The sequence below is a fragment of the Limnobaculum zhutongyuii genome, from assembly GCF_004295645.1.
Taxonomy (GTDB): domain Bacteria; phylum Pseudomonadota; class Gammaproteobacteria; order Enterobacterales; family Enterobacteriaceae; genus Limnobaculum; species Limnobaculum zhutongyuii.
Genome location: NZ_CP034752.1, coordinates 2548793 through 2574770, shown reverse-complemented (window position 1 = coordinate 2574770; position 25978 = coordinate 2548793). Strand labels below are relative to the sequence as shown.

The window sequence follows — 25978 nt, the reverse complement described above, 5'->3', positions numbered from 1 at the left end:
CTAAAAAACAGTTTTACAGTTACCCTTCGATAGTTAAACGGCTATTGAGTTTGAGTAAACGAACCTATTGGAAGGACAGAGGTATTGCTCTGCTGGCCAATATTATTTCGCATCGGGAAATTATCAGGAAGCAGGGTAAACGGTTAGGGGAAAAGGGATGAAGCTAACGCTAATTAAACCAACCATTGGGCGAATGGAGCACAGCCTCTATATTGATGAAGGCCGAATGGAACCGCTGATGCTGGGGATTTTAGCCACGTTGACGCCGGATGACGTGGAAGTGGTGATGTATGACGACCGGATGGAGCAAATCCCCTTTGATGAACCTACGGATTTAGTGGCTATCACGGTGGAAACCTATACCGCCCGTCGGGCTTATGAGATAGCCAGTGAATACCGTAACCGGGGTGTTAAGGTAGTGATGGGGGGAATTCACGCCAGTTTGTTGCCGGAAGAGGTGATTCAACATGCAGATAGTTTGTTTACCGGTGATGCAGAAACCCTCTGGCATGAACTAATCAATGACGCTCGTCACCATCGCTTAAAAGCGCGTTATGATGCACCGGTTGGTACCGGGCAGATAACCCATTGCGGAGCAAGCGTGCTCCCACGGCGTGATATCTTTCGGGGAAAGGATTATTTGCCAATTTCTCTGATGCAGTTTTCTCGTGGCTGTCGTTTTGCCTGTCAGTTTTGTGCGGTAACCCAATATTTTGGGCGTAAGCATTACTTAAGAAAAATTGATGATGTTGTGCGAGAAATCGAGCAGCAGGAACGCAAATTTATCTTCTTTGTGGATGACAATATCGCTTCAGATCAAACCGCCCTGACTGAACTTTGTCATGCACTCATTCCTTTAAAAGTAAACTGGATTAGTCAGGCCAGTCTGGATGTCACTAAGAACAGTCAACTGATGTCGTTAATGCAAAAAAGCGGCTGTTGGGGAAATGTGATGGGGTTTGAGTCCATCAATCCACTGAGCTTAAAGGATGCCAGAAAATCACCCAACATGCGAAATTTCTCGCATTATGCGGATGAGATTGCTGTACTTCGCGACCACGGCATGCAGACCTGGGCTGCTTTTACACTGGGTTACGATCACGATACTCTGGAAAGCATTGAACAAACGGTGGAGTTTGCCCTGAAGAACCGCTTTGCATTTGCTGCATACAATATTTTGATGCCTTATCCCAATACCCCCACTTTATATCCAGCTACAACAGCAGGGAAGGTTGCTTTACGATCAGAAGTGGTGGCTGCATCCTGAGTATCGTTTTAATCAGGCGGCGTTTAATCCTAAATTAATGACGGCAGAACAACTGACAAATGCTTGCCATCAGGCCCGCAGCCAGTTTAATAGCTTACCCTCTATCATCCGACGCTTTTCAGATATCAGGATGACTCTGCAATCGTTATCAAGGATGGCTTCATTTTGGCGTTATACGTTGCTGTTCCGTAAAGAAGTGCATAAAAAACACCAGATGAGGTTTGGTCTGAAATAATCAGTATTTCAGGTTATTTAGCCGAGAGTTATGAGATTATAACGCCATGATTACTTATGCGATTTAGATAAATGGAATTAACCGCAGAACCGTTTACCAAACGCCTGAAGACGTATTTAATTTACGCTTGTTGGGTGGGCGTATTCTTTTTTGGGTTGTACCCCACGATAAATTGGTTTACCAGTACGCGTAGCGATTTTTTTGCGCTCTATTTGCAGGCGGAACTGGCAATTCCCTTTATTCCCGCTTTTGTCTGGTTTTATCTCTCAATGTATCTGGTGTTTATGCTGCCAGTATTTTTCCTCAACTCCCGTGAGCTAAAGCGATTATCCGCTGAACTTATTCTGGTAACCATTATTGGTGCGATAATCTTCTTGTTGTTTCCTGCCCGGTTAGGGTTCACCCGTCAGCTGCCGGAGAGCGATCTTTATCGCGGGATATTTGAATATATTTTTGCATTAGATAAACCTCATAATCTGGTGCCTTCACTTCATGTGGCCTATTCTGTCACTATTGTTTTAGCAATCGTGCGACATTGCCGGCCTCTGGTTCGTTATAGCCTGATGATTTGGCTAACAGGTTTAATACTTTCTACCGTGTTCACTCACCAACATCATTTGTTGGATGTTGTTTCGGGTGTGCTGTTGTCGTTTTTTACTTATCAACTTATGGACAGACGTTATGAAAAAATTACTGATTCTTGTCGTGATGCTGTTTAGCGTTACTGTGCAAGCTGAAGAGCAGGACAAAGTGATTCATGATGAGTTACGTCAGGCATTACAAACGGTGACCGATGCCATTAACAGCGGTGAATATGAAAAGATGTTGCCGGTATTGAGTAAAGAGATTAAAGCTACGCCGATTACTCAGGAATTTATCGATGGGCAGCAGCAGGTGGTGCCTTATTTTCAGAAATGGTTTGGTCCTGAACGTTTTTTAAAGAAGTTAAATATTACGTTTGTGCCAGATGTTGTTACTGAGCTATCACCGGATAAAACCTGGGGTGTGGTTTATGGAACCGGGATAGAGAAATATAGTCTGAGCGATGGGCGCTCCTATGATTTTCATACCCGCTGGACGGCAACGCTGGCGATAGAAGAAGGGCGCTGGAAGATAAAAGCCATCCATATCGGTACTGATTTTATGGATAACCCATTACTGAATGAAGCCCGCGACACCATCATGAAAAGTGCGATTGGTGGTGCCGTAGGCGGAATCTTGCTGGGAGTCTTATTTGGTTTCTTTGTTTTCCGGAAAAAGAAACGTTAGGTCTGCCGGGGCACACATTGGAGGTGCCGGACGAATGCCTTTCCACAGACTAAAATAGACGCGCCAGAAACTGGGTTGTTGTGCCTGATGGTCAACTAATGAAGGGAGTTGATACCAAGGGGCCTCCGGTTTCTGGTGGTGTGCCAGATGATAATGGTAATTTAGCGCAAGCCAGCGTGAAACCGGCAGTACTTTTAAATTCCACGCTCCATTTTTGACATCTCTGCTGCTCCAGGCGTGGTCAACGTACTGTAATGCCGACCAGTGAAGGGCAAAGGCAATTTGGCAGGCGAGATAGCCAAGCCAGCTTAAATCTAACAGCCAAAACAGCAGTGCCTGATAGCCAAACGACATGGCAATTTCATACCACACCCGAAATGCAGGTAACTTAACCAGTTCTGCAACCTGAGGGCCAAAACCTAATACTGGCGCTATCTTATGAACGAACACGTTTGAACGGTAGAACCCGCAGGCAAACAGATAAATGATGTTGCCCAATACCACAAAAAACCAGTAAAACCCCAACAGATTCCCCATATAAAGCTAGGTGCTACGTAGCCATTTTGACTGCTGAGGAAGGTAATAGTCGTATAACTCTTCATCCGTCCTGTTACGGCGGTGGTGGTCAAGATGCGCCTGTTGCTGTAATAAAAAAGAGGTGGGAAAAGCCCAACTGGCGATGGTGCCAATAATACGATTTCCGCGTTCAGATTTGGCCGCTACACCATGTACCGCCTCATGCATCACCGCAAATGGCATATTATTAATTAGTGCAAAAAACCAAATGGCAGCAATGGCCCAATACCATTGACTATGACTGGCTATCCATAGACAAGCAGCTGAAATAGCTAACGATATCAGTAATAAGCTAAAGTTTAAGGCAAATCTCATCCGGTGTGATCCAATCCATATTTAACTATTGGCGGATGATAGCGAATATTTGCAGAAATCATCAGGGGATTGATCATAAAAAGGTAACTATCGAAGGAAATAATACCAATGAGGAATGATTATACCGTTGGCGCTTCAATCTGCTGAGTATAGGTAATGACCCGATCTTTTCCGGTTGTTTTAGCATGGTACAGCGCCTTATCCGCGCGATTAATCGCATGATTAATACTGGACCGATCCGCAAGTTCAGTGGTGCCAATACTGATAGTGAAATAGACTTTTTCTTTCTCTGACTCCGGAACCATAACCGAGAGATAGCGAGTTTTCTTACATAGCCAGTCGAGCGTTTTTTGTACCTGCTGATTGTCACAATCGTACAGCAAGATAGCGAACTCTTCTCCGCCGTAACGGCAAAACAGATCTTCTTTTCTGAAAAAGGTTTTAAGCAATCGGGAAAATTTCATTAATACTTCATCTCCACAGCTATGGCCGAAACGATCGTTAATACGCTTAAAATTATCAATATCAATTAAAGCCAGCGATGCTTTGTACTGCTGTTCTGCGGGTAAATATCGAATAGCATCCAGAAACGCCCGACGGTTGGAGATACCGGTGAGATAATCGGTGGTGGCGCTGAGCTGGAGCTTGCGGATTAACTCTTTATTGCGATTTTCCAGTCGGTATTTTTCTATCTGGATTTTTTTCAGTTTAGCCAATGCTTGCATAATGGATTCCAGTTCAAAACTAAAACGGCTTTGATTTTCATTAAAGTTGATGTTCAGGTCATTATTGGAGAGTTGTGTAATGGCTTTCTGAACCAGTGTAAAGGCGCCGCTAAGTTTAAAGATCATGACTGAAATAGGCAGAATGGCGAACAAAAAGAAGATCGCCAGAAAACACACCATGCTATAGATTTTGATTCTGGACAGGTAAATTTGGTTAGCCGAAATATCGATAGCTTCGTTCAGCAATATTCTATTCAAGGATGAGAGATGGTTTTTTGCCTGAAAGTAGGAGTGATTAACCCGTTGTAATCCAACGTTGTTAGCAACAGTATGATCAAAGTTATTGTAAATAAGATGGTTTATTTTAATCGTGTCATGGCTGAAAACTTCGCTGACTAAGGCATCTATCTCTTCACTTTTATTACTGTGCTTAAGGTAGTTTTTCTGTATGGAGACCAGACGATTCTCTGTTTCATCAATGGCACCCAACAGTTTAATAGCTTTAATTGCCGATGATTCATCCATGCTATGAGATACTTCAATATCAATCAGCTGATCGATAAGTTCGGTAAAAAAACTATATAGCTGAGTGGTTAATCTGACGCCTTCAATGGCAATCATAAATTCGGCAGAGTGGTTTTGAATCTGAATAATCTGATACTCAATAATCGATTCCAGTCGATTAAAAGAGTAAGAGCTGGCGAAGCGTTTATCCTTTCTTATCTCTTCCGATAGCCGGTTAACTTCTAAAGCAGCATATTTATCGTGAGGGAACTCATCTTTTTTAGGCTCATGTTCAGTAAATTCGAGCAGATTATTAATTGCCGTATCGACAGGGTGATAATTTATCGGGCCAGCGATCTGATAATAAGAGGCCATTTTTGAGATCTGGTGTTCATCGTAAATACGTTCACCTGCTATCAATAATAGCTGGAGGTATTTAATTTTATTTTGTTCTTTGATGTTAGCGCGAAGGTCGGACAAATCACCACTAATGGTAGAAATGGAAAGAATACTCAGTGATGTAATTATGAATAAGATAATAAAAATAAAGAAATTTCTAATTTTCATCATTAAGGTTCCGTCTGAAACTCACAACCTCAATGTCATGATAACTAATTGATTCCATTTTAGCATAGTTTAACCGTCAGGCAATTTGCTTACCTTATCCAATGTTACAGAATTATTGCCAGAAAAAGGCATGAATGTGATTTTTCGACAATACTTTATCGGTAGCTGGCTGGCATCACTAAACTGAGACTTGTTTTCTGGCTACAGAATGAATCCATTTCTACAGTATCAGGTAATCACAATGAAAAAATCTATTTTGGTCTCGTTATTGCTGTTCTTCATATGGGGAGCGGTTATTGCCGCAGAACCAGTTAGCCATAGTGTGCATCAACAAGTGAGTGCGATGGACAAGGGTTCTCTGACGCCAGCAGGCAAAGAGTATGCCGCCGCCATGAGCATGATGCATGAGCCGATGATGGCTGCGGTCAGGGAGTCGGATCCTGATGTGGCTTTTGTGAAGGGAATGATTCCTCACCATCAGGGAGCGATTGAGATGGCCCGTATTGAGCTGAAATATGGTAAAAATCCTGAAATTCGTAAACTGGCGGAAGCGGTGATTAACGCTCAGGAACAAGAAATCGATACGATGAATCGTTGGCTGGCAGAGCATAATAACAGCGTTAAATAATGATAAGAATAACCATAACGTGGCCAGTTCTCTGGCATCGTTATGGTTATCTGAAAATGATAATGCTACGAACTACCAATAACTAACCCGGTAGCGAAAACCAACAATCCCCCGACAACCACCTGAAAGGCCGCCTGTAGAAACGGTGTATCCATATAGCGATTACGGATCCAGGAAATGGCAGCCAGTTCGAATATCACCACCAGTCCAGAAACGGTCATTGCCGTCCAGAAGTCACTAATAAGAAAGGGAAGGGTATGACCCAGCCCGCCGAGGGTGGTCATTACGCCACAGGAAGCTCCACGTAGCCATGGGTTTCCCCGTCCGGTTAGTGAACCGTTATCTGAAACTGCTTCGGCAAATGCCATGGAAATACCTGCACCAAGAGAGGCGGCTAAGCCAACCAGAAAGGCCTGCCAACTGTCTTTGGTTGCCAGGGCTGCTGCAAATACCGGTGCTAATGTCGATACAGAGCCGTCCATCAAGCCGGCCAGCGAAGGCTGCACAATCTGAAGTACAAACAGGCGATGGGCCGACTTATTCTCTTTTTCCTGCACTTTCGGGTTTATCAGCTGCTTTTCCAATTGCTCTGCCCGTAACTGATGGCGGTGCTCTTCTGCCGCAAGGTCATCCAACAGTTGGCGAATTGCTGCATCAGTAGTTCTGTGAGCAGCCTGATAATAGAAGTTTTGGGTTTCTATCTCCATGACTTCAGATTGTTTTCTGACTTTATCAATACTTAATGGGCGGCTAAGCCAGATAGGCTTACGTTCAACAAAGCCTTTTACATCCTGTCGACGAATTAATGGAATATGATTACCAAACTTTTCCTGATACAGCTTAATTAAGCGGTGACGATGTCCATTTTCTTCCTGAGACATAAGCTCAAAAATTTTTGCTGAATCAGGGTAGGTCTCCCGTAATCCTTCCGCAAATTCGTTATATATCTTGTGGTCTTCTTCTTCTAACGATATGGCCAGAGCCAGAATTTCCTTTTCTGAAAGCTCGGAGAAATTTTTCATGATGCCTCCGGAAATTTACCTGATGTGCTGCCTACGATATTAATCCCTTATTGGTGGCATGTAAAAAAAACAGGGGCCGCAATTGCGGCCCCTGAGGAGAAGTTAATTTAATCTTAACTTAGGATTTATGTTCAACTGCATGTGAATGCTCGATATCTTCACCGCGCTTACTAAAGCGGCGACGCACCACTACGAAGAACACAGGAACGAAGAAGATAGCCAGAATAGTCGCACTGACCATACCGCCCAGAACTCCGGTACCTACCGCGTTCTGAGAGCCGGAACCCGCACCGGTACTGATTGCCAGTGGTAGAACCCCGAGCATAAAGGCCAGAGAAGTCATCAGAATTGGACGTAAACGCATACGTACCGCATCCAGTGTTGCTTCTATCAGACCTTTACCTTCTTTATCCATCAGGTCTTTGGCGAACTCTACAATCAATATGGCGTTCTTTGCCGAGAGTCCGACAGTGGTTAACAAGCTTACAATAAAGTAAACGTCGTTCTCCATACCGCGTACGGTGGTGGCTACCAGAGCACCGATAACCCCAAGTGGAACAACCAGCATAACTGAGAACGGAATTGACCAGCTCTCATACAAGGCTGCCAGACACAGGAATACCACAATCAGTGAAATGGCATACAGTGACGGTGCCTGGTTACCTGACAAACGTTCCTGATAGGACATGCCGGTCCAGTCATAACCAATACCAATCGGTAACTGAGAGGCTAAGTCTTCCATCAGTTTCATGGCATCACCACTACTCTTGCCTGGTGCGGCTTCACCCAGAATTTCCATGGATGGTAAACCGTTATAACGCTCCAGACGTGGAGAACCGTATTGCCAGTGTGCGCTGGAGAAGGCAGAAAGAGGAACCATCTGACCATTTGTACCGCGTACAAACCAGTTATCAATATCCTTTGGTACCATACGGAATGGCGCATCAGCTTGAACGTAAACTTTCTTCACACGACCACGGTCGATAAAGTCGTTTACATAAGATCCACCCAAAGCTGTTGACAGGGTTTGGTTAATATCACTAATTGATACGCCCAATGCCTGTGCTTTTTCCTGATCGATAGTCAGTTTAAACTGAGGCGTATCTTCCAGACCGTTTGGACGAACCCCAACCAACATATCCGGATGTTTAGCAATCATGCCTAATAGCTGATTACGTGCTTCAGTTAATTTTTCATGGCCTAAACCAGCCTGGTCAATCAACTGGAAGTCAAAGCCAGAAGCGGTACCTAATTCAACGATGGCCGGAAGGTTAAAGGCAAACACCATACCGTCTTTAATCTGAGAGAATGCTTTAGATGCCCGACCGACGATGGCTGACACTTTATTATCTGCCCCCGGACGTTCATCCCATTCTTTCAGTTTAATAAATGCCAGACCCGTATTTTGGCCTTGTCCGCTAAAGCCGAAGCCGCCAACGGTAAACACCGAAACAACGTTGTCTTTTTCTTTGGTAATAAAGTAGTCGCTAACTTCGTCCAGAATTTTTTGGGTTCTTTCCTGAGTAGCGCCCTGAGGCAATTGAACTGCTGCCAGGAATACACCCTGATCTTCTTCTGGTAGGAAGGAAGAGGGGAGGCGAATAAACAGCAATGCCATGCCAACAACCAGAACCAGATAGATCAGAATATAGCGACCGGTACTACCCAAAATGTTAGCAACGCTATTGGTATAGTGATGAGTATTCTTCTCAAACATGTTGTTGAACCAACCGAAGAACCCGGTGGTAGCGCCATGGCTACCTTTTGCTACCGGCTTCAGAATGGTGGCACACAACGCGGGAGTCAGAATCATCGCTACCAATACCGACAGCACCATCGCCGAAACGATCGTAATGGAGAATTGACGATAAATCGCACCGGTAGAACCGCCGAAGAAGGCCATTGGTACGAATACTGCCGACAGTACCAGGGCAATACCGACTAACGCACCCTGAATTTGCCCCATGGATTTCCGCGTGGCTTCTTTTGGCGGCAGACCTTCTTCCACCATGATCCGTTCAACGTTTTCTACTACCACGATGGCGTCATCAACCAACAGGCCGATGGCGAGCACCATGGCGAACATCGTCAGGGTGTTTATTGAGTAGCCAAACGCGGATAACACCGCAAAGGTTCCTAATAACACCACCGGTACTGCCATGGTAGGGATTAGGGTCGCGCGCAGGTTCTGCAGGAACAGGTACATGACGATAAATACCAGCAGAATTGCTTCTACCAGCGTTTTGATTACTTCGTTAATCGAAATCTTAACGAATGGTGTCGTATCGTACGGATAAACGATCTTCAGGCCTGCGGGGAAATATCTTTCCAGCGCGGTTAATTCGGCTTTAACCGCAGCGGCGGTATCCAGTGCGTTAGCGCCGGTAGCCAGCTTAATACCCAGACCAGATGCTGGTTTGCCATCGAAACGAGCAACTACGTTATAGCTTTCACCACCTAACTCAATCGTTGCCACATCTTTCAGACGAACCTGTGAACCATCGGTATTAATCTTTAACAGAATCTGACCGAATTGCTCCGGAGTTTGTAAACGAGTCTGCACGATAATCGATGAGTTTAACTGCTGGCCTTTTACCGGTGGTGTACCACCTAACTGACCTGCTGCAATCTGGTTATTCTGAACTTTAATGGCGTTATTAACGTCAAGTGGCGTTAACGAATAGTTATTCAGCTTATTAGGATCTAACCAAACGCGCATTGCGTATTGTGAACCAAACAGCTGTATATCCCCAACGCCGTTGGTACGGCTGAGAGGATCTTTAACGTTTGAACCCACATAGTCAGCGATATCTTCCTGACTCATGGAGCCATCTTCAGAGATAAAACCGGCAACCATTAAGAAGCTACTGGTGGCCTTTTTAACGCTGATCCCCATTTGCTGTACTTCTTGCGGTAACAGAGGTGTCGCCAGTTGCAGTTTATTCTGAACCTGTACCTGAGCGATATCTGGATCCGCTTTTGAGTCAAACGTTAGGGTGATAGAGGCGTTACCGGCCGAATCACTGGTGGAGGACATATACATCAGGTTATCGATACCGTTCATATTCTGTTCGATAACCTGTGTGACAGAGTCCTGTACTGTTTGCGCATCAGCACCCGGATAGGATGCAGATATAGAAACAGCCGGTGGTGCAATCGTAGGGTATTGCGATACCGGTAGTTGGACTAATGCCAGAGCCCCCGCCAACATAATGATTATGGCGATTACCCAGGCAAATATAGGGCGATCAATAAAAAATTTAGCCATCTGCTACACTCAATCTCGTTTATGATTTCGCTGCTGGTGCGTTTGATGCGTCATCTTTCGATTTTTCTGCATACTCTTTAGCATTGACAGATGCGCCCGGTCTGATCTTCTGTAGGCCCGTTACAATCACGCGATCGCCCGGCTCAAGGCCTTGGGTTACCAGCCAATCAGCACCAATAGCCTGACCGGTAGTAATAATGCGTGATTCAACTTTACCTTCTTTATCGATAACCAGCGTTGTGGCTTCACCACGTTGGTTACGGGTGATTCCCTGCTGAGGAACCAGCATCGCATTAGGTTTTACCCCTTCGTCAACGCGGGCACGAACGAACATGCCTGGCAGTAGCTGATTGTTTGGATTCGGGAAAACAGCACGCATAGTAATAGAGCCCGTGGTTTCATCAACGGTGACGTCTTCAAACTCCAGAGTGCCTTGTTCCTTATAGACGCTACCGTTATCAAAAATCAGACTTACCGCTGCTTTGCTTTCCTTTTTCAGTGAGCCATCAGCCAGCTCTTGCTTCATACGCAAGAAATCATTACTGGATTGAGTGACATCTACATAGATAGGATCAAGCTGTTGTACGGTTGCCAGAGCATTTGCCTGATTCGCATTCACCAGTGCACCTTCGGTAACGCTGGATTTGCCAATCAAACCGCTGATAGGGGACATCACCTTGGTGTATTCTAGATTGATACGGGCAGTTTCCACAGCCGCTTTTGCTGCCTGTACGCTAGCTTCGCCCTGACGTGCATTAGCCACGGCAGTATCGTAGTCCTGACGACTAACAAAGTTATTTTTCAGTAGTGGTTGATAACGTTTCACCGTTAAACGCGTCAGGGTAGCGTTAGCTTCTGCTTTAGCCAGATCGGCAACGGCACTGTTATAAGTCGCCTGATAGGTTGCAGGATCGATTTGATAAAGAGAATCGCTCTCTTTGATCATGCTGCCTTCAGTAAACTGGCGTTTAAGTATAATTCCGCTTACCTGAGGACGCACTTCTGCAATACGGAAAGCAGATGTTCGTCCAGGAAGCTCAGTAGTGATATTGATTGGTTGTGTTTTTACCGTTACAAATTCAACTTCTGGAGCTGCGTGTTGGGCGCCCGCGTCGGATTTATTATCGCATCCTACGAGTACTAAACCGCTTGAAAGCATTAGCACCGCTGCCAGAGGCATCACCCCTCTGTTTCTACTCATAGATCAACCTCAACTCAATATTTCAATATCAGTTACCGTTATAGTTAAACTCAGGTAACCACACGGTTATTCTCAAAAAATTAGTGTGCTATAATACAAACATTCATGTATGTATGTAAGTAATTACACAACACACCGCACATAAAGCATAAAAATTATGGGCCGCAAAACTAAGCAACAATCCCTGGAAACCCGTCAGCATATTCTTGATGCCGCCATGCAGGAATTTTCCCGGCGGGGAGTATCCAGTACATCGCTGAATGATATAGCCCTGGCGGCAGGAGTGACGCGAGGCGCTATTTACTGGCATTTCAAAAATAAGGTCGATATTTTCAATGCAATGTGGACTCAAATAGAGTCTAGCATTGATGACGTAGTGCTGCGATACAGAAATGAATTTCCCTTAGAACCGCTTTTAGCATTACGCCATACGCTTATTTTTGTTCTCCAGGCGACAGTGACGGATCCTCGTCGAAGAACTTTACTGGGTATATTATTTCATAAGTGTGAGTTTGTCGGAGAATTGCTCTCATTACAACAAATTCATCAATCTTTATATCTTGAAAATTATGAAAGAATTGAGAAAGATCTGCGATTGTGCGTTCAATATAAACAATTGGACGAACAACTGGATATCGGCCTTGCGGCTATCACTTTGCGGGCATATATTTGTGGTCTGATAGAGAACTGGCTTTTTATGCCAGAATCTTATTCATTAGAACAGGAAGCCCCGCGGTTAGTTGATGCTTTTATTGATTTAATGAAACATAGTCCTTCATTAAAGAAAGCGTGTTTTTAGCCTCAGGGTGAGAATATCCCATCACAGGAAATAACAGATGCAACGTATACTGGTTGTCGCTAACGGCGCGCCTTATGGCAGTGAACTACTATTTAATGCTTTACGCCTGTCCATCGCGATTCGTGAGCAGTCACCGGATTGTGAATTAAAACTATTCCTGATGTCGGATGCGGTAAGTGCCGGAATTCGCGGTCAGAAACCTCATGAAGGATATAATCTTCAGCAAATGCTGGAGATCCTGACGGCCCAAAACGTTGAAGTGAAGTTATGTAAAACCTGCACCGATGGTCGTGGTATCAGTCAATTACCACTGATTGAGGGAGTAGAGATTGGTACGTTAGTCGAGCTGGCTCAGTGGACACTGGCGGCAGACAAAGTGCTGACATTCTGATGAGTGAGGCCATTTATCAGAATGGGTTTAATCAATGACCCATTCCCGCTCTGTTTTCCGTTCATCACCAGTGGCATTCATTTTATTACTATTGGTGTTAGTGGGGATTTTACCGCTGTTAAGTCAGGTACTGGCTTATTTCTGTCTGTTGCTAGTGGATTCCAGCGCCTGGTTCAGCCGTGATTTGGTACTGAGTGAAGGATTCACCATTAGTCGGGTAGGATTGCTTCAAATAACGCGCTGGTTTTGTCTGGCAGTTTTTTGTCTGGGATTATTGGCAATGGGACATGCCTATGGGCGCTATATGCCCTTACCAAGGCAGCGGTTATGGCGTTATATTCTTTTTCTACTTTTTATTCTCTATGCTCAGGTAGTTTGCACACTGGTGCTATCGGCTGGTGGAGAGCCTATTCTTGGCTATTCACCTTATGATTTTGCTTTTCTGGCCTGTTTTTCTTTTCATTGGATAGCTCCTCACCTGAAAGAGCCCCAATGGTTGCCTCTGTTAACCATGTTAACTTATACCCTGTTTAGCGCAGGCGTATTTACTGCTCATCAGCAGAATAGGTAAGTAGGGGCAGTTTTAATCATGTTGCTGCTGTTGTTCTGCCTTACGTAAAAAATCCTGTTCGACAATTTTCAGTGCTGCCAGTACGGTTTTGGCATCAATTTGGTTGCTTTCCAATAGATAAATTAAATCGACAGCCAGTTTGACCTCTTCAGGAGCTTGTTCCAGCGACATCGGTAAACGCCTCGGGTAAGAGTGAACGGTGTTGCTATTGTAGCGACTTTTTCTACGGTCAGTTATTCCTGATAACGATAACCGGCACCGTGTATGGTTCTAATCAGGATTGGCGTAACCGGATCCAGCTCAATAAGTTTACGCAGTTTGGAAACGTGCTGGTCCAGCGTGCGGCTGTTAGGCAGATGATCATATCCCCAGGCACAATCAAACAGCATATCGCGAGTAACAACCTGATTTTTATGCTGCCACAGGCACATCAGAATTTTAATTTCGCGCAAGGATAATTCAATAATCTGCTGTTCGCGTTTGGCACAGAGTTCCGCCGGAGATACCAGCAGATCGCCAAATTGAAACGTTTGGTCCGGCGAATTTTGTTTGGCTTTCAAACAGCGGCGGGCGATGGTTTTAATTCTGGCGCGTACTTCATGAATACCAAAAGGCTTATTGATATAGTCATCGGCACCCAACTCAAGGCCCAACACTTTGTCGATCTCCTCTCCTTTGGCGGAAAGAAAAACAATAGGCGTATGTTCATCATGCTTTCTGATTTCTTTGCACACCGAGTAGCCATCTAATTCTGGCATCATAATATCCAGAATAATGAAGTCAGGTTGTTCTTGCTGATATTTCACTAAGGCGACTTTACCGTTTTCAGCAGTAATCATGGTGTAACCTTCGCGGGAGAGCATATCGCTCAATCCATTGCGAATATGAACATCGTCTTCAGCAATTAAAATTTTCATGGTTATTTATCCGTATCATGTTGTCCGTACCTTTTCAGCTGCGCGGGATACATAAGGTAAATTCCAGCCCGCTATCGCAGTTTTCTGCCATCAGGGTGCCGGACAGACTCTGAGCTAACTGAAGCGCTATCGTCAGGCCAATACCGGTTCCGGTAACCCCTTCGGTAATCTCTGATTTCACTCGATAGAATGGCTGGAAGATATGTTTTAGCTCTTTGTCTGACAGACCTTTGCCATAATCCCGCACGCGGATATAAATGTTCTTATCATCCTGACAGGCACTGAGTTGGACTTTCTTGCCTTCGGCAGCGTACTTTTCCGCATTGCTAAGCAAGTTGCTGATGATTTGAGTTATTCGATCGATATCGCTGTGGGTATTCAGATGGCCCTCAACTGTCAGTGCCAAATGAATGCCTTTCGCTTCAAAGACCGGCGTAAAAATAGTGTGAATCTGCACCAGTAACTGGTTGATATCCACCGGCTGCAGATTGATTTTAGGTGATTTGGTAAACGTCAGCACATTTTGAATCAGGCGAGACAGGCGGCGGCTTTCACTGATGATCACCTCCAGATAGTGAGTATTCTGGCTATCCTCTTCCTGCTCCATCTCTTTCAGCATTTCTGCATATAGCGTGATATTGGTGAGTGGGGTCTTAAGCTCGTGGGATACCTGACTGACAAAACTGACTTGTTGGCTGGCCAGACGGGTAGCCCGGTTAAATTCACGATACAACGATAGTGCAATAATTCCCACGGCCAGGATAGCGATAGCCAACAGACCAAGGGTGAAATAATAGAGTGAGTAGTTGCTGTTGTTACTGGCGTAGTAATCAATTTTCCAGGCATGCAGCGGGAAGGGCAGAGCCTGATTATAGGTTGGCTGTTTGGTTTTATCATAGGCGCGGGTCAGTGACTGATACAGTACTTGACCATTATCTGAGATCACCAGACTGTCCGGCTCATAGTTAAAATCGATGCTGGAAATGATATCTGACAGCAATTTCACATAGGACAGCTTAAAGCCAATGATTTGATTGTTGAGTTTATGCCAGTAAATCAGTACCAGCTGTTGCTGCTCTTGCATCACATACCAGCCAAAATCAGGTTGTTTATCGTCAGACTGATGCTGTTTAGCGATAAGAATGGCCGGATCCTGAATAATGGGTGTGATTAGCTCGATAAAACGGGATTCTTTTTGATTCAGTGGATTATAAGCATCGGGAAATACCAGCTTGTTCTGTTCCAGTACAAACAGGGCTTCGATATCACTGTCCTGAGCAATCAGCGTATTCAGCGACAGGGGATCCAGTTTCAGGTAGGCCAGAATGGCGCTGAAGCGAATTTGTTTTTGTCCCAACTGCTGCAAAATGAAATCCTGAGTTTGCGCCACGCGGGTTTTGGCCAGTTGCTGAGTTTGGTATTCATTTAGGGTGCTTTCTTGTGACAGGGTACGGTATCCAAAATAGCCAATCAGTCCGATAATCAGGACAGTGACGACCATAAACAGATAAAGAAACTTTTTAGATTTCATTCCATACCCAATCATGTAATTAATGAACCGGAGATTAGATTACCTAATCTCCGGTGAAAAAAATGTTACTTAGTTTTTAGATTGCTGCTTTTGTGTCTTATAGGTGCTTTCTTTCATGCTTTTACGGGAAACCGCTTCAGACTTGCTATCTAAATCTTCGTATAACTTTTTATTCTCAACCGCGCCGCCGCTAGCTTTAGCTTTGGCTGACGGGCTGCTGACAGAATCGGATAATGCATTTAAAGTAGAGGCGTTTTGTTGAATAATTCGGTTGGCTTCATCTTTTTTGCCTTCATCCAGTAATTTAATCGCTTTCTCATTTTCAAGGTTGGCTTTTTGAATTGCTGAATCAACGACGATCTCTTCCTGTACTGCCTGTTTCACTGCCTGTTCTGATTTGCTGTAAGCAATATCGATACGGTTTTCCAGATTATCTTTTTTGCTGGTTTGTAAGTTGTCGTAGCTGATAACTACATCGGCTAATGGCTTTTTCTCATTCTCTTTGCCTTTAGGCGGAATAACTTCTAACAGGACATACTTTTCCTGATTAGAGTACAGCTGGTTCATTTTTACCGTAACGTTATTGCCTTTAATATCGCCTTCACGGCCCAACAGACGCACTGGTTTAACGCCGTCTTGCAGACGGATGGTGACAGTCACTTCCTGAGCAACAACCGACATGACATCTTTAAATTCACGCACAAATGCTGCTTCCAGATCGGCTGATTTCTCAACGAAAGCATGATTGCCATCGCTATAGCTGGCCAGCGCGGTCATCAGGTCTTCGTTGTAACTGGCCCCTAAACCAATGGTGGTAACGGCGATGCTTTGTTTTGCAGCCACAATACCTAAGTCAGCCAGCTCTTTGGTGCTGCTTGGCCCTACGTTAGCCTGACCGTCAGACAGCAGAATAATGCGGTTTACCTGATCTTTTTTATGGAATTTATTAACTTCTTTAATGCCTTTGCTGACGCCGGCAAACAGTGCTGTCCAACCTTGCGGAGTGATTTTGTCATTGATGGTTTTAATCAGCTTTTGTTTGTTATTGGCTTTGGTCGCAGGGATAACCACATGGGCATCATTGTCGTAAGCAATAATCGAGATGATATCATCGTCTTTCAGCATATTGATTGCCAGTATCGCGGCTTCACGCGCCTTTTCGATACGGTCACCGGACATCGAGGTCGAACGGTCAATGACTAATGCCAGATTGATGGGAGTACGTTTATCGGTGTCTTGTTTAGTACCCGTCAGAGAAACTTTCAGATAGTTATGCTCTTGCGATCCTTCCAAAATAATTGGCGAAGACAGCTCGCTTTTGGTTATGACATAAGGTGCCGGGGTTACGGCGATTGATGTAGCGAAGGTTGAACCAGATAAAAGGGCCAGGGCAGAAAACAGATACTTTATATTCATCACATAACTCCTGTAATTGGTGGTGTTCCGTCATTATTGGTGAATTAATTTTTGAGTTGTGTGTTTAATGCATAAGAATGTAACAAAATGTAACTATCACTTGAGGCTGAAGTTACAAACCTGATTCGCGGCGTTCAATCTGCTTTTCAATTCGTTTAAGGGCTTGTCGACAGCGCATCAGACGGCCTTCCAGGGCCGCCAGCTCTTTTTGAATTTGCTGTTGAGCCGTTAGGGTCGTTTGTAGAATAAGCTGGCTTTCTTTATCTCTCAGCATCTCTTGCAGGCGTCGTTCATAGTCCTGATGCTGGGCCAGAGTTTGGTAAATATCGCTGTTGGTCTTTACCGCTGTGGTATTACTTTTGCGTAGGTTAAGGGTTGCCAATTCACGCTGTAATGCGGTGATCTGTGCCACGATTCGCTCAGCCAGAAAAGCCACCTGCTCGAGACGGTTTTTATCCACTTCTTGTTTTAGCTGCTGCAGATTTTTTTCTACTTCAGTCAAATAGTGACTCAGGCGAGAGTCACGCTGGTTAAATAATTGATGGTCAAAGCGGGGAGGCATCACGCCGGAGGCTGGGGCATCAGCAATGGCCTGTGCCAGTTGCTGTACCTGATGCTGTAAAGCCTGTAATAAAGCGCCGGTGTTCATAGGCATCCCTGATTGGTGTAAGGTGGCAATAATGGTCCGACGATAGCCTTTGCCGAAAAACGTGCGGACATCTTATATCAGTGGGCGTTTGAATAAAAATTGGATATAGAACTTGGTTGAAATTGCACCGAATGTGCGAGAATGACTATCATTACGTTGGGGTGAAGGTTATTTTTGATTAGACTAGCCTCAGGGTTTTCATAACGGGTGGAATTATGTATCGATGGTTTCTTCTCTGCCTTGGCTGGCTGGCGATGGGGTTAGCCTGTCTTGGCGTTATTTTACCTGTCTTGCCAACCACCCCGTTTTTACTGTTGGCGGCCTGGTGTTTTGCCCGCTCGTCCCCACGTTTTCATGACTGGTTATTGTATCGTTCATGGTTTGGCCCTTATTTGCGCCACTGGCAAACGTATCGCGGGTTACCACCAGGGGCGAAGAGTAAAGCGATTTTGATGATCGTTATTACTTTTGCTGTGTCATTATGGCTGGTCTCATTACTGTGGGTTCGAGTGCTATTGCTGGCGATTTTACTGGTGTTGCTAATATTTATGCTGAGGTTGCCGGTTATTGATCCATTACAGCAAAAAAGTGATTAATTCCTTTATTGTGACAACTACCAGTTGCATTTCCTGCGTGCTTTGCATAGATTTGAGCGTTTTTCGCCGCTGTCCCCCGCGTTTATTGATGGAAAAATAGACCCCGACACCGGCGTTATGGAATAGAACCGTTAGTTAACCGGGTACATATTTATGACGACGACAGAACAGCAGCTAACGCTGATCAAAGATAGCATTATGACTATCCCTGACTATCCAAAAGCAGGAATCCTTTTCCGTGACATCACCACGTTACTGGAAAACCCGGCTGCTTTTGCCGCAACCATTCAGATGATGGTTGATCATTATAAAGATAAAGGTATTACTAAAATTGTCGGTACCGAAGCCCGCGGTTTTCTGTTTGGTGCTCCGGTCGCTTTAGCGTTAGGTGTTGGTTTCGTCCCGGTACGTAAAAAGGGCAAACTGCCTCGCGAAACGCTGCAGGAAACCTATGAGTTAGAATACGGCACTGACGTGCTGGAAATTCATACCAGCAGCATTCAGCCAAATGATAAAGTCCTGATGATTGACGATTTGCTGGCAACCGGCGGCACCATTAGCGCTACGGTAAAACTTATCCGTCGTTTAGGTGGCGAAGTGAGCGATGCGGCTTTCGTTATTGAATTACCTGAGCTGGGTGGCCGCGCACGTTTAGCCGCTCAGAACGTTGAAAGTTATAGCCTTGTCTCGTTTGACGGTCATTAATCCAGAACAAACGTCGTCGCGAATCATCGGCTGTGATAAGATGTTTCACCTATTTTAATCGACTTTTCTGGTACCAATGAGCTATCAAGTTCTGGCCCGTAAGTGGCGTCCACAAAGTTTTGCAGATGTTGTCGGTCAGGAACATGTTCTGACCGCCATCTCTAATGGTTTGTCCTTAGGACGAATCCATCATGCTTATCTTTTTTCTGGCACCCGTGGCGTAGGTAAAACCTCGATAGCTCGTCTGTTGGCCAAAGGTCTGAATTGCGAAAGTGGTATTACCGCCACGCCCTGTGGCAAATGTGGTAACTGCCGCGAAATCGAAGAAGGGCGCTTTGTCGATCTGTTAGAGATTGATGCCGCTTCTCGCACGAAAGTTGAAGACACTCGTGAATTGCTGGATAACGTTCAGTACGCCCCGGCGCGTGGCCGCTTCAAAGTTTACCTGATCGATGAAGTCCATATGCTCTCCCGCCACAGCTTTAACGCACTGCTGAAAACGCTGGAAGAGCCACCGGAGCACGTCAAATTCTTGCTGGCGACGACCGACCCACAAAAATTACCGGTCACCATTCTCTCCCGTTGCTTACAGTTTCATCTGAAAGCGCTGGACGTGGAGCAGATAAAAGGTCAGTTAGATAAAATTCTTCAGGCCGAACACATTCAGTCCGAGCCCAGAGCACTGCAACTGCTGGCCCGGGCGGCGGAAGGCAGTATGCGTGATGCCCTCAGTCTGACAGATCAGGCGATAGCCATGGGTGATGGCGTGGTTGCCACTGAATCCGTTAGCATGATGTTGGGTACGCTGGACGATGAGCATTCGCTGGCGCTGGTTGAAGCATTAAATCAGGCCGATGGTGAAAAGCTGATGTCACTGGTGACGCAGATTGCGGCTAAGGGCGTTGACTGGGAAACCTTGCTGGTGGATATGCTGGCCTTGTTACATCAGGTAGCCATGGTGCAGTTATTGCCTTCTGCATTAGATCCGTTGCAGCAAAATGAACAGCGGATGCGTGAATTAGCGCGGCAAATGGCTCCGCAAGATCTTCAACTCTACTATCAGACCCTGTTAGTGGGTCGTAAAGAATTAGCCTATGCGCCAGACCGGCGGATGGGTGTTGAAATGACGCTATTACGGGCACTGGCTTTTCATCCTAAAGTGGTGATAAAAGCGCCAGAAGCGGTAGCGCAAAATGCCAGTTCGCCGGTTTCCCGACCGGTTGCGCCCGTTCATGAACCGCGCCATGAAGCACAGAGCGTACCTGTTTATACTTCCCGTGATATGCCTTCTTCTGCTACATCGGAACCTGCTGCGGCAATAACGACTGCGCCTGTAGCGCAAACGTCAGTTCCGGATCCGCAAGAGGAACAAATCTCGGCGGGTTTATCAGAAACTACCGCACAGATGTTACAGGCCCGTAATCAACTACGGCGAAATCAGGGAAACCCCGACTCAAAAAAGGGTGAACCGGCGGCACCATCAAAAGTGAAGCCGGGATCTTCGGTGCTGGAACGTCTCGCTTCGGCAACCGAAAAGGGTGCTGTTGCCCGTAATAAAGCACCGTCATCTGCTCCGACCAAAAAAGATAGCTATCGCTGGAAAGCGCAAAACGATTTTGAAGCGGTTAATGAACCAGTAGCAACACCAAAAGCACTACGCTCAGCGCTGGAGCATGAGAAAACACCTGAACTTTCGGCTAAGCTGGCGCAAGAGTCATTAACCAGAGATCCATGGGCGGCAGAGATAAATCAAATGCCATTGCCTAAACTGGTTCAACAACTGGCATTGAACGCCTTCAAACAACAGCTGTCTGAGAATGAGGTCTGTCTGCATTTGCGGCCTTCTCAGCGTCATTTGAATTCGGAATCTGCTCAGCAGGTGCTGGCTCAGGCTATCAGCCAGTTAGCCGGACATCCGGTCACGCTGACTATTGTTGAAGATGAAGATATGACGGTTAAAACGCCGCTGGAATGGCGTCAGGCTATTTATGAAGAAAAGTTAACTCAGGCTCGGGAATCAATAGCCGCAGATCAGCATATACAGACGCTGTGCCGCTATTTTGAAGCCGAGCTGGATGAAGACAGTATTCGACCCGTATAACCGATCGTCGTGAGCATAGCGAACGACGATGATTGATTTTTACCCATAGCAAAGAGAGAGATGACCATGTTTGGTAAAGGCGGCCTTGGCAATATAATGAAGCAAGCTCAGCAGATGCAGGAAAAAATGCAGCAGATGCAGGAAGAGATTGCAAAGATGGAAGTCACCGGTGAGTCTGGTGCAGGTATGGTTAAAGTCACAGTAAACGGTGCTCATAACTGCCGTCGCGTAGAGATCGATCCAAGCCTGATGGAAGATGACAAAGAGATGTTAGAAGATCTGATCGCAGCAGCATTTAACGATGCGGCTCGTCGCGTTGAAGAGACGCAAAAAGAGAAAATGGCTCAGGTTTCTGGCGGTATGCAATTACCCCCTGGCTTTAAGATGCCGTTCTGATGCAAACCAGTCCACTGTTAGAATCTTTGATGGAAGCCCTGCGCTGTTTACCCGGCGTAGGGCCTAAGTCTGCTCAGCGTATGGCTTTTCAACTGTTGCAGCGTGATCGCAGTGGCGGTATGCGTTTAGCGCAATCGCTGACCCGTGCCATGTCTGAAATTGGTCATTGCCGGGACTGTCGTACTTTTACGGAAGAAGAAGTCTGTACCATTTGCAGTAATCAACGCCGTCAAAATAGCGGCCAAATCTGCGTGGTGGAAAGTCCGGCAGATATCCATGCCATCGAGCAAACCGGTCAGTTTGCCGGTCGATACTTTGTGTTGATGGGCCATCTTTCTCCGCTGGATGGTATTGGTCCAAATGATATTGGCTTAGATCGTCTGGAAGAGCGTCTGGCGTCAGAAAAAATTAATGAAGTGATTCTGGCGACTAACCCAACGGTGGAAGGGGACGCGACCGCTAACTTTATCGCCGAAATGTGCGGTATGTATGGGGTAATGGCCAGCCGTATTGCTCACGGGGTACCGGTGGGTGGTGAGTTAGAGATGGTGGATGGCACCACGTTATCGCACTCTTTGGCCGGGCGGCAGCAGATTAAGTTTTAGATTTAGTGTTGGTAAATTTAGCTCTGAGATAGTTTCGTCCACCATTAGTCCTGTGACTGAATTGACGCTTGTGCAGGTGGCCGAGCAAGAGGCGCTTAGGCGAGCGCCTCCTGCACCTCCGCACCTTCGCACACGAATTCAGGTCGCCTGACGGCGACTGTCTTCCTTCTTCATTCGGGCTTACGCACCGGCGCAGAGCCGCTCCCTACGTCGCTGCGCCTCGACTGACATCCATGTCAGTCGTGCTACCCTCATTCAGTCGTCAGCTGAATTCCAGTGCTCCTGAAGGTCAAAAGCTTAAAATCAAAAGACTAAGGTCAAAAGATTAAAGGCGGAGGGACAAAAGCAGCTTCGTTGTTGTTACTTTAGCCGCGGTTATTATGTTTTTTCACCAATAATCTCATCATTCTCTTGAAAAACCTCACTATGATCCCCATCTGTTAACCATTCCCATAGAGTCCAGGGCATGTAGAAATCTGCCTGAGTAAAATCAAGTAATTGAGGTAAGTAATGAGCATGAAAAGTCAGGAAACCAGAGGGTTTCAGTCAGAAGTTAAGCAGTTATTACATTTGATGATTCACTCTCTCTATTCCAATAAAGAGATCTTTTTACGTGAGTTGATATCGAATGCTTCCGATGCAGCAGATAAATTACGTTTTCGTGCGCTTTCTAATTCAGATTTATATGAAGGAAATGGCGAACTTTGCGTACGGGTATCGGTTGATAAAGAGAAGCGTACTCTGACACTGAGCGATAACGGCATCGGCATGACCCGGGATGAAGTGATTGATAACCTGGGGACCATCGCTAAGTCAGGAACTAAAGCGTTTCTGGAGTCGATGGGGAGCGATCAGGCGAAAGACAGTCAACTGATTGGTCAGTTTGGGGTTGGTTTCTATTCTGCTTTTATCGTTGCCGATAAAGTGACGGTTCGTACCCGTGCCGCCGGCGCTGCGGAAGATCAGGGCGTTTTCTGGGAATCAGCAGGTGAAGGCGAATATACCATTGCCGATATCAGCAAAGCCGATCGCGGTACCGAAATTACACTGCACCTGCGTGAAGGAGAAGATGAATTTCTGGATGACTGGCGCGTGCGTTCCATTATCAGTAAATACTCAGACCATATTGCTTTACCGGTAGAAATTCAGGTTACCGAAGAGAAAGAGGGTGAAGAGCCGGTTGTTAGTTGGGAGAAGATTAATAAAGCTCAGGCGCTGTGGACCCGCAATAAATCAGAAGTGACTGATGAAGAGTATAACGAGTTCTACAAGCATGTTTCCCATGACTTTAGCGATCCGTTAGCCTGGAGTCACAATCGGGTAGAAGGTAAACAAGAGTATACCAGCCTGCTGTATATTCCTTCTCAGGCTCCGTGGGACTTATGGAATCGCGACCATAAACACGGCCTGAAACTGTACGTACAGCGCGTATTCATCATGGATGACGCTGAACAGTTTATGCCAAACTATTTGCGTTTTGTGCGTGGTCTGATTGACTCTAATGACTTACCGTTAAACGTTTCCCGTGAGATTCTGCAAGATAACCGCATTACTCAAAGCCTGCGTAGTGCCTGTACTAAACGTGTTTTGCAAATGCTGGAGAAACTGGCTAAGAATGACGCGGATAAATATCAGCAGTTTTGGCAACAGTTTGGTCTGGTGTTAAAAGAAGGTCCGGCAGAAGATGGTACTAATATAGAGACTATTGCCAGCCTGTTGCGCTTTGCTTCTACTCATAGTGATAGCGATGCTCAGACCGTCTCTCTGGCTGATTACATTGGTCGTATGCAGGAAGGTCAGGAGAAGATTTACTACATCACCGCAGATAGCTACGCAGCGGCGAAAAACAGCCCGCACCTGGAGCTGTTCCGTAAGAAAGGTATTGAAGTCTTACTGTTATCCGACCGGATTGATGAGTGGATGATGAGCTATCTGACCGAGTTTGATGGTAAATCTTTCCAGTCAGTCAGCAAAGCCGATGAAGCGCTGGATAAGCTGGCAGATGCGGAAACCGAAGAGCAGAAAGAGGCTGAAAAAGCACTGGAACCTTTTGTTGATCGCACCAAAACCCTGTTGGGGGATCGAGTAAAAGAAGTTCGTCTGACTCATCGTTTAACCGATACGCCGGCCGTGGTCACCACGGATGCTGATGAAATGACGACCCAAATGGCTAAGCTGTTTGCCGCAGCAGGTCAGAAAGCGCCAGAAGTGAAATACATTTTTGAGCTGAATCCGGACCATGCTTTGGTTAAGCGTGCATCAGAAGTGACTGATGACGCAACATTTGGTGAGTGGATTGAGTTACTGTTAGATCAGGCATTATTGGCAGAGAAGGGCAGTCTGGACGATCCAAACAGCTTTATCCGCCGAATGAACCAACTACTGTTGAAGTAATGATGACAGAAAGTTAGTGGTACGAAACAGGCCGATAGTCCATGTCGGCCTGTTATTTTTTACTCATTTGAAAACCATATTGGAAATAAAACCGGTAAAAAATTCGAAAATAGTATATTTATTTCAGTAGGTTAATATGTATTTTTGTTTGTTGGGGCCTTTATCTCTGCGCAATCTGCCTCTTGAGCATCATGACGTAGGGTGATAATGTTCGCTGGTTTTCCATAATTTATATATAAAAGCTAAAATTCTAGGGGATTTACGCAATGCGTATCATTCTGCTTGGCGCTCCCGGCGCCGGTAAAGGCACTCAGGCTCAATTCATCATGGAGAAGTACGGTATTCCGCAAATCTCCACCGGCGACATGCTGCGCGCAGCAGTAAAAGCAGGATCTGATTTGGGTAAGCAAGCAAAAGAACTGATGGATGCCGGTAAGTTAGTGACTGATGAACTGGTTATCGCTTTGGTAAAAGAGCGTATCGCTCAGCCAGATTGTAAAAATGGCTTCCTGCTTGACGGGTTCCCTCGCACTATTCCACAGGCAGATGCGATGAAGGAAGCGGATATTCAGGTAGATTACGTGCTTGAATTCGACGTTCCGGATGAAATTATTGTTGAACGCATTGTTGGCCGTCGTGTACATGCTGCTTCTGGCCGTGTTTATCACATTAAATTCAATCCATCTAAGGTTGAAGGTAAAGATGACGTTACCGGTGAAGAACTGACTATCCGTAAAGACGATCAGGAAGATACTGTGCGTAAACGTCTGGTGGAATACCATGCGTTAACTAAGCCACTGATTAACTACTACAGTGCTGAAGCAAAAAGCGGCAACACGCGCTATTTCAAAATCGACGGTACTCGTAAAGTCACTGAAGTTAGCGATGAGCTGGCTAAAATTTTGGGATAATTCCCGAACAGTTTGAAGAACAAAGGCGACTCAGGTCGCCTTTGTTGTATATTAAACTTAATGTGTGTCAGATAATTTAAGGATAACTGAAATGGCTCAATATGTTCGCCTGTTGATCATTGCCGCATTACTGGCAGGAACCAGTGCATGCAGCACCAGTTCTGAAACCGAGGCAGTGAACACCTCTCCGGGCGTGTCAACTTGTGTATCAGCCGAGGAAGATGATGGTACCGCTGCCTGTGTTAATTCCGCCCCGGAAGAGAGCGTTGGCAGTGATTCTGGAATGCAGGATGCGGTGGCAGATGCTCTAGTGGAGTAGTTTAAACCTCAGACTATCGCAATGGGTGTCATAATCAATCAAGATAGGGCGGCAAGCCGCTGAGCAAGCCAGTATAATCTTAACTATTCGCTGCTAATCA

Annotated in this window: 25 protein-coding genes and 1 pseudogene; 16 read left to right on the top strand and 10 right to left on the bottom strand. The window is 45.6% G+C overall.

Going from position 1 to position 25978, the window contains the following annotated elements; all coding sequences use genetic code 11:
* The first annotated feature begins 157 nt into the window (after nucleotides 1-157).
* The 4 genes from EKN56_RS11515 to EKN56_RS11505 all read left to right on the top strand — a co-directional run bounded on the left by EKN56_RS11515 (nucleotide 158) and on the right by EKN56_RS11505 (nucleotide 2771).
* The gene (locus EKN56_RS11515; RefSeq protein ID WP_246019811.1) at nucleotides 158-1267 is read left to right on the top strand and encodes a B12-binding domain-containing radical SAM protein; all 1110 of its coding nucleotides are present in this window, start codon (nucleotides 158-160) and stop codon (nucleotides 1265-1267) included.
* Entirely contained in the window at nucleotides 1233-1502 is a 270-nt protein-coding gene (locus EKN56_RS21260) for a hypothetical protein (protein ID WP_246019810.1), read from the top strand. The genes EKN56_RS11515 and EKN56_RS21260 overlap by 35 nt, the downstream gene beginning before the upstream one ends.
* Nucleotides 1503-1573: 71 nt before the next feature.
* Nucleotides 1574-2221: a phosphatase PAP2 family protein gene (locus EKN56_RS11510; RefSeq protein WP_130591909.1), complete on the top strand. Its 648-nt coding sequence runs from the start codon at nucleotides 1574-1576 to the stop codon at nucleotides 2219-2221.
* Complete coding sequence (locus tag EKN56_RS11505) at nucleotides 2184-2771, top strand: YybH family protein (protein ID WP_130591908.1); 588 nt, start codon at nucleotides 2184-2186, stop codon at nucleotides 2769-2771. The genes EKN56_RS11510 and EKN56_RS11505 overlap by 38 nt, the downstream gene beginning before the upstream one ends.
* On the opposite strand, the pseudogene EKN56_RS11500 reads toward EKN56_RS11505, so the two are convergent.
* Together EKN56_RS11500 and EKN56_RS11495 are read right to left on the bottom strand one after the other, a co-directional pair.
* Nucleotides 2733-3662, bottom strand: a pseudogene (locus tag EKN56_RS11500) (fatty acid desaturase family protein). The gene EKN56_RS11505 and the pseudogene EKN56_RS11500 overlap by 39 nt on opposite strands.
* A 119-nt stretch (nucleotides 3663-3781) precedes the next feature.
* Nucleotides 3782-5461 (bottom strand): GGDEF domain-containing protein, encoded by a 1680-nt coding sequence (locus EKN56_RS11495; protein ID WP_130591907.1) that lies wholly within the window; start codon nucleotides 5459-5461, stop codon nucleotides 3782-3784.
* 238 nt (nucleotides 5462-5699) lie between these two features.
* Here EKN56_RS11495 and copM point away from each other — a divergent pair, with 238 nt between their 5' ends.
* Nucleotides 5700-6086 carry a CopM family metallochaperone gene (copM, locus tag EKN56_RS11490; protein ID WP_210405300.1) on the top strand — a complete coding sequence of 129 codons (387 nt, stop codon included), beginning with the start codon at nucleotides 5700-5702 and terminating at the stop codon, nucleotides 6084-6086.
* 65 nt (nucleotides 6087-6151) lie between these two features.
* Here copM and mbfA read toward each other — a convergent pair whose 3' ends face one another.
* The 3 genes from mbfA to EKN56_RS11475 all read right to left on the bottom strand — a co-directional run bounded on the left by mbfA (nucleotide 6152) and on the right by EKN56_RS11475 (nucleotide 11577).
* Nucleotides 6152-7108 carry an iron exporter MbfA gene (gene mbfA, locus EKN56_RS11485; RefSeq protein ID WP_130591906.1) on the bottom strand — a complete coding sequence of 319 codons (957 nt, stop codon included), beginning with the start codon at nucleotides 7106-7108 and terminating at the stop codon, nucleotides 6152-6154.
* A gap of 118 nt (nucleotides 7109-7226) precedes the next feature.
* Complete coding sequence (locus tag EKN56_RS11480; RefSeq protein ID WP_130591905.1) at nucleotides 7227-10376, bottom strand: efflux RND transporter permease subunit; 3150 nt, start codon at nucleotides 10374-10376, stop codon at nucleotides 7227-7229.
* Between the two features lie 19 nt (nucleotides 10377-10395).
* Nucleotides 10396-11577 carry an efflux RND transporter periplasmic adaptor subunit gene (locus EKN56_RS11475; protein WP_130591904.1) on the bottom strand — a complete coding sequence of 394 codons (1182 nt, stop codon included), beginning with the start codon at nucleotides 11575-11577 and terminating at the stop codon, nucleotides 10396-10398.
* Nucleotides 11578-11734: 157 nt separating this feature from the next.
* Between EKN56_RS11475 and acrR the strand changes: the two genes are divergently transcribed.
* The 3 genes from acrR to EKN56_RS11460 are packed head-to-tail and all read left to right on the top strand — an operon-like array spanning nucleotide 11735 to nucleotide 13338.
* Nucleotides 11735-12376, top strand: coding sequence for a multidrug efflux transporter transcriptional repressor AcrR (acrR, locus tag EKN56_RS11470; RefSeq protein ID WP_130591903.1), 642 nt, complete (start codon nucleotides 11735-11737; stop codon nucleotides 12374-12376).
* A gap of 37 nt (nucleotides 12377-12413) precedes the next feature.
* A complete protein-coding gene (locus EKN56_RS11465; RefSeq protein ID WP_130591902.1) occupies nucleotides 12414-12767 on the top strand; it encodes a DsrE/DsrF/TusD sulfur relay family protein in 354 nt (117 codons plus the stop codon).
* 34 nt (nucleotides 12768-12801) lie between these two features.
* Nucleotides 12802-13338 carry a hypothetical protein gene (locus EKN56_RS11460; RefSeq protein ID WP_130591901.1) on the top strand — a complete coding sequence of 179 codons (537 nt, stop codon included), beginning with the start codon at nucleotides 12802-12804 and terminating at the stop codon, nucleotides 13336-13338.
* A 12-nt stretch (nucleotides 13339-13350) separates the two neighbouring features.
* Here EKN56_RS11460 and rsmS read toward each other — a convergent pair whose 3' ends face one another.
* From rsmS to priC, 5 genes are all read right to left on the bottom strand, one after another.
* The gene (gene rsmS, locus EKN56_RS11455; RefSeq protein ID WP_130591900.1) at nucleotides 13351-13509 is read right to left on the bottom strand and encodes a pleiotropic regulatory protein RsmS; all 159 of its coding nucleotides are present in this window, start codon (nucleotides 13507-13509) and stop codon (nucleotides 13351-13353) included.
* A 62-nt stretch (nucleotides 13510-13571) separates the two neighbouring features.
* Nucleotides 13572-14255: a response regulator transcription factor gene (locus EKN56_RS11450; protein ID WP_130591899.1), complete on the bottom strand. Its 684-nt coding sequence runs from the start codon at nucleotides 14253-14255 to the stop codon at nucleotides 13572-13574.
* A gap of 34 nt (nucleotides 14256-14289) precedes the next feature.
* Nucleotides 14290-15786: a sensor histidine kinase gene (locus tag EKN56_RS11445; RefSeq protein ID WP_130591898.1), complete on the bottom strand. Its 1497-nt coding sequence runs from the start codon at nucleotides 15784-15786 to the stop codon at nucleotides 14290-14292.
* A gap of 69 nt (nucleotides 15787-15855) precedes the next feature.
* Nucleotides 15856-17202 (bottom strand): vWA domain-containing protein, encoded by a 1347-nt coding sequence (locus EKN56_RS11440; protein ID WP_130591897.1) that lies wholly within the window; start codon nucleotides 17200-17202, stop codon nucleotides 15856-15858.
* 112 nt (nucleotides 17203-17314) lie between these two features.
* Nucleotides 17315-17851 (bottom strand): primosomal replication protein PriC, encoded by a 537-nt coding sequence (priC, locus tag EKN56_RS11435; protein ID WP_130591896.1) that lies wholly within the window; start codon nucleotides 17849-17851, stop codon nucleotides 17315-17317.
* A 215-nt stretch (nucleotides 17852-18066) separates the two neighbouring features.
* Here priC and EKN56_RS11430 point away from each other — a divergent pair, with 215 nt between their 5' ends.
* From EKN56_RS11430 to EKN56_RS11395, 8 genes are all read left to right on the top strand, one after another.
* Nucleotides 18067-18447, top strand: a complete 381-nt coding sequence (locus EKN56_RS11430; RefSeq protein WP_130591895.1) for a DUF454 family protein — start codon at nucleotides 18067-18069, stop codon at nucleotides 18445-18447.
* Nucleotides 18448-18600: 153 nt separating this feature from the next.
* The gene (gene apt, locus EKN56_RS11425; protein WP_130591894.1) at nucleotides 18601-19152 is read left to right on the top strand and encodes an adenine phosphoribosyltransferase; all 552 of its coding nucleotides are present in this window, start codon (nucleotides 18601-18603) and stop codon (nucleotides 19150-19152) included.
* Between the two features lie 76 nt (nucleotides 19153-19228).
* Nucleotides 19229-21253 carry a DNA polymerase III subunit gamma/tau gene (dnaX, locus tag EKN56_RS11420; protein WP_130591893.1) on the top strand — a complete coding sequence of 675 codons (2025 nt, stop codon included), beginning with the start codon at nucleotides 19229-19231 and terminating at the stop codon, nucleotides 21251-21253.
* Between the two features lie 66 nt (nucleotides 21254-21319).
* Nucleotides 21320-21649 (top strand): YbaB/EbfC family nucleoid-associated protein, encoded by a 330-nt coding sequence (locus EKN56_RS11415; RefSeq protein WP_130593684.1) that lies wholly within the window; start codon nucleotides 21320-21322, stop codon nucleotides 21647-21649.
* A complete protein-coding gene (gene recR, locus EKN56_RS11410; RefSeq protein ID WP_130591892.1) occupies nucleotides 21649-22254 on the top strand; it encodes a recombination mediator RecR in 606 nt (201 codons plus the stop codon). The genes EKN56_RS11415 and recR overlap by 1 nt, the downstream gene beginning before the upstream one ends.
* Nucleotides 22255-22770: 516 nt before the next feature.
* Nucleotides 22771-24648, top strand: a complete 1878-nt coding sequence (gene htpG / locus EKN56_RS11405; protein WP_168189708.1) for a molecular chaperone HtpG — start codon at nucleotides 22771-22773, stop codon at nucleotides 24646-24648.
* A 266-nt stretch (nucleotides 24649-24914) separates the two neighbouring features.
* Nucleotides 24915-25559, top strand: coding sequence for an adenylate kinase (gene adk, locus EKN56_RS11400; RefSeq protein WP_130591890.1), 645 nt, complete (start codon nucleotides 24915-24917; stop codon nucleotides 25557-25559).
* Between the two features lie 91 nt (nucleotides 25560-25650).
* Nucleotides 25651-25878, top strand: coding sequence for a hypothetical protein (locus tag EKN56_RS11395; RefSeq protein WP_130591889.1), 228 nt, complete (start codon nucleotides 25651-25653; stop codon nucleotides 25876-25878).
* Nucleotides 25879-25978: the final 100 nt, after the last annotated feature.

Coding starts and splice junctions, on each gene's coding strand:
- EKN56_RS11515 (WP_246019811.1), top strand. CDS start 158: ATGAAGCTAACGCTAATTAAACCAACCATTGGGCGAATGGAGCACAGC.
- EKN56_RS11510 (WP_130591909.1), top strand. CDS start 1,574: ATGGAATTAACCGCAGAACCGTTTACCAAACGCCTGAAGACGTATTTA.
- EKN56_RS11505 (WP_130591908.1), top strand. CDS start 2,184: ATGAAAAAATTACTGATTCTTGTCGTGATGCTGTTTAGCGTTACTGTG.
- EKN56_RS11495 (WP_130591907.1), bottom strand. CDS start 5,461: ATGATGAAAATTAGAAATTTCTTTATTTTTATTATCTTATTCATAATT.
- copM (WP_210405300.1), top strand. CDS start 5,700: ATGAAAAAATCTATTTTGGTCTCGTTATTGCTGTTCTTCATATGGGGA.
- mbfA (WP_130591906.1), bottom strand. CDS start 7,108: ATGAAAAATTTCTCCGAGCTTTCAGAAAAGGAAATTCTGGCTCTGGCC.
- EKN56_RS11480 (WP_130591905.1), bottom strand. CDS start 10,376: ATGGCTAAATTTTTTATTGATCGCCCTATATTTGCCTGGGTAATCGCC.
- EKN56_RS11475 (WP_130591904.1), bottom strand. CDS start 11,577: ATGAGTAGAAACAGAGGGGTGATGCCTCTGGCAGCGGTGCTAATGCTT.
- acrR (WP_130591903.1), top strand. CDS start 11,735: ATGGGCCGCAAAACTAAGCAACAATCCCTGGAAACCCGTCAGCATATT.
- EKN56_RS11465 (WP_130591902.1), top strand. CDS start 12,414: ATGCAACGTATACTGGTTGTCGCTAACGGCGCGCCTTATGGCAGTGAA.
- EKN56_RS11460 (WP_130591901.1), top strand. CDS start 12,802: ATGACCCATTCCCGCTCTGTTTTCCGTTCATCACCAGTGGCATTCATT.
- rsmS (WP_130591900.1), bottom strand. CDS start 13,509: ATGTCGCTGGAACAAGCTCCTGAAGAGGTCAAACTGGCTGTCGATTTA.
- EKN56_RS11450 (WP_130591899.1), bottom strand. CDS start 14,255: ATGAAAATTTTAATTGCTGAAGACGATGTTCATATTCGCAATGGATTG.
- EKN56_RS11445 (WP_130591898.1), bottom strand. CDS start 15,786: ATGAAATCTAAAAAGTTTCTTTATCTGTTTATGGTCGTCACTGTCCTG.
- EKN56_RS11440 (WP_130591897.1), bottom strand. CDS start 17,202: ATGAATATAAAGTATCTGTTTTCTGCCCTGGCCCTTTTATCTGGTTCA.
- priC (WP_130591896.1), bottom strand. CDS start 17,851: ATGAACACCGGCGCTTTATTACAGGCTTTACAGCATCAGGTACAGCAA.
- EKN56_RS11430 (WP_130591895.1), top strand. CDS start 18,067: ATGTATCGATGGTTTCTTCTCTGCCTTGGCTGGCTGGCGATGGGGTTA.
- apt (WP_130591894.1), top strand. CDS start 18,601: ATGACGACGACAGAACAGCAGCTAACGCTGATCAAAGATAGCATTATG.
- dnaX (WP_130591893.1), top strand. CDS start 19,229: ATGAGCTATCAAGTTCTGGCCCGTAAGTGGCGTCCACAAAGTTTTGCA.
- EKN56_RS11415 (WP_130593684.1), top strand. CDS start 21,320: ATGTTTGGTAAAGGCGGCCTTGGCAATATAATGAAGCAAGCTCAGCAG.
- recR (WP_130591892.1), top strand. CDS start 21,649: ATGCAAACCAGTCCACTGTTAGAATCTTTGATGGAAGCCCTGCGCTGT.
- htpG (WP_168189708.1), top strand. CDS start 22,771: ATGAAAAGTCAGGAAACCAGAGGGTTTCAGTCAGAAGTTAAGCAGTTA.
- adk (WP_130591890.1), top strand. CDS start 24,915: ATGCGTATCATTCTGCTTGGCGCTCCCGGCGCCGGTAAAGGCACTCAG.
- EKN56_RS11395 (WP_130591889.1), top strand. CDS start 25,651: ATGGCTCAATATGTTCGCCTGTTGATCATTGCCGCATTACTGGCAGGA.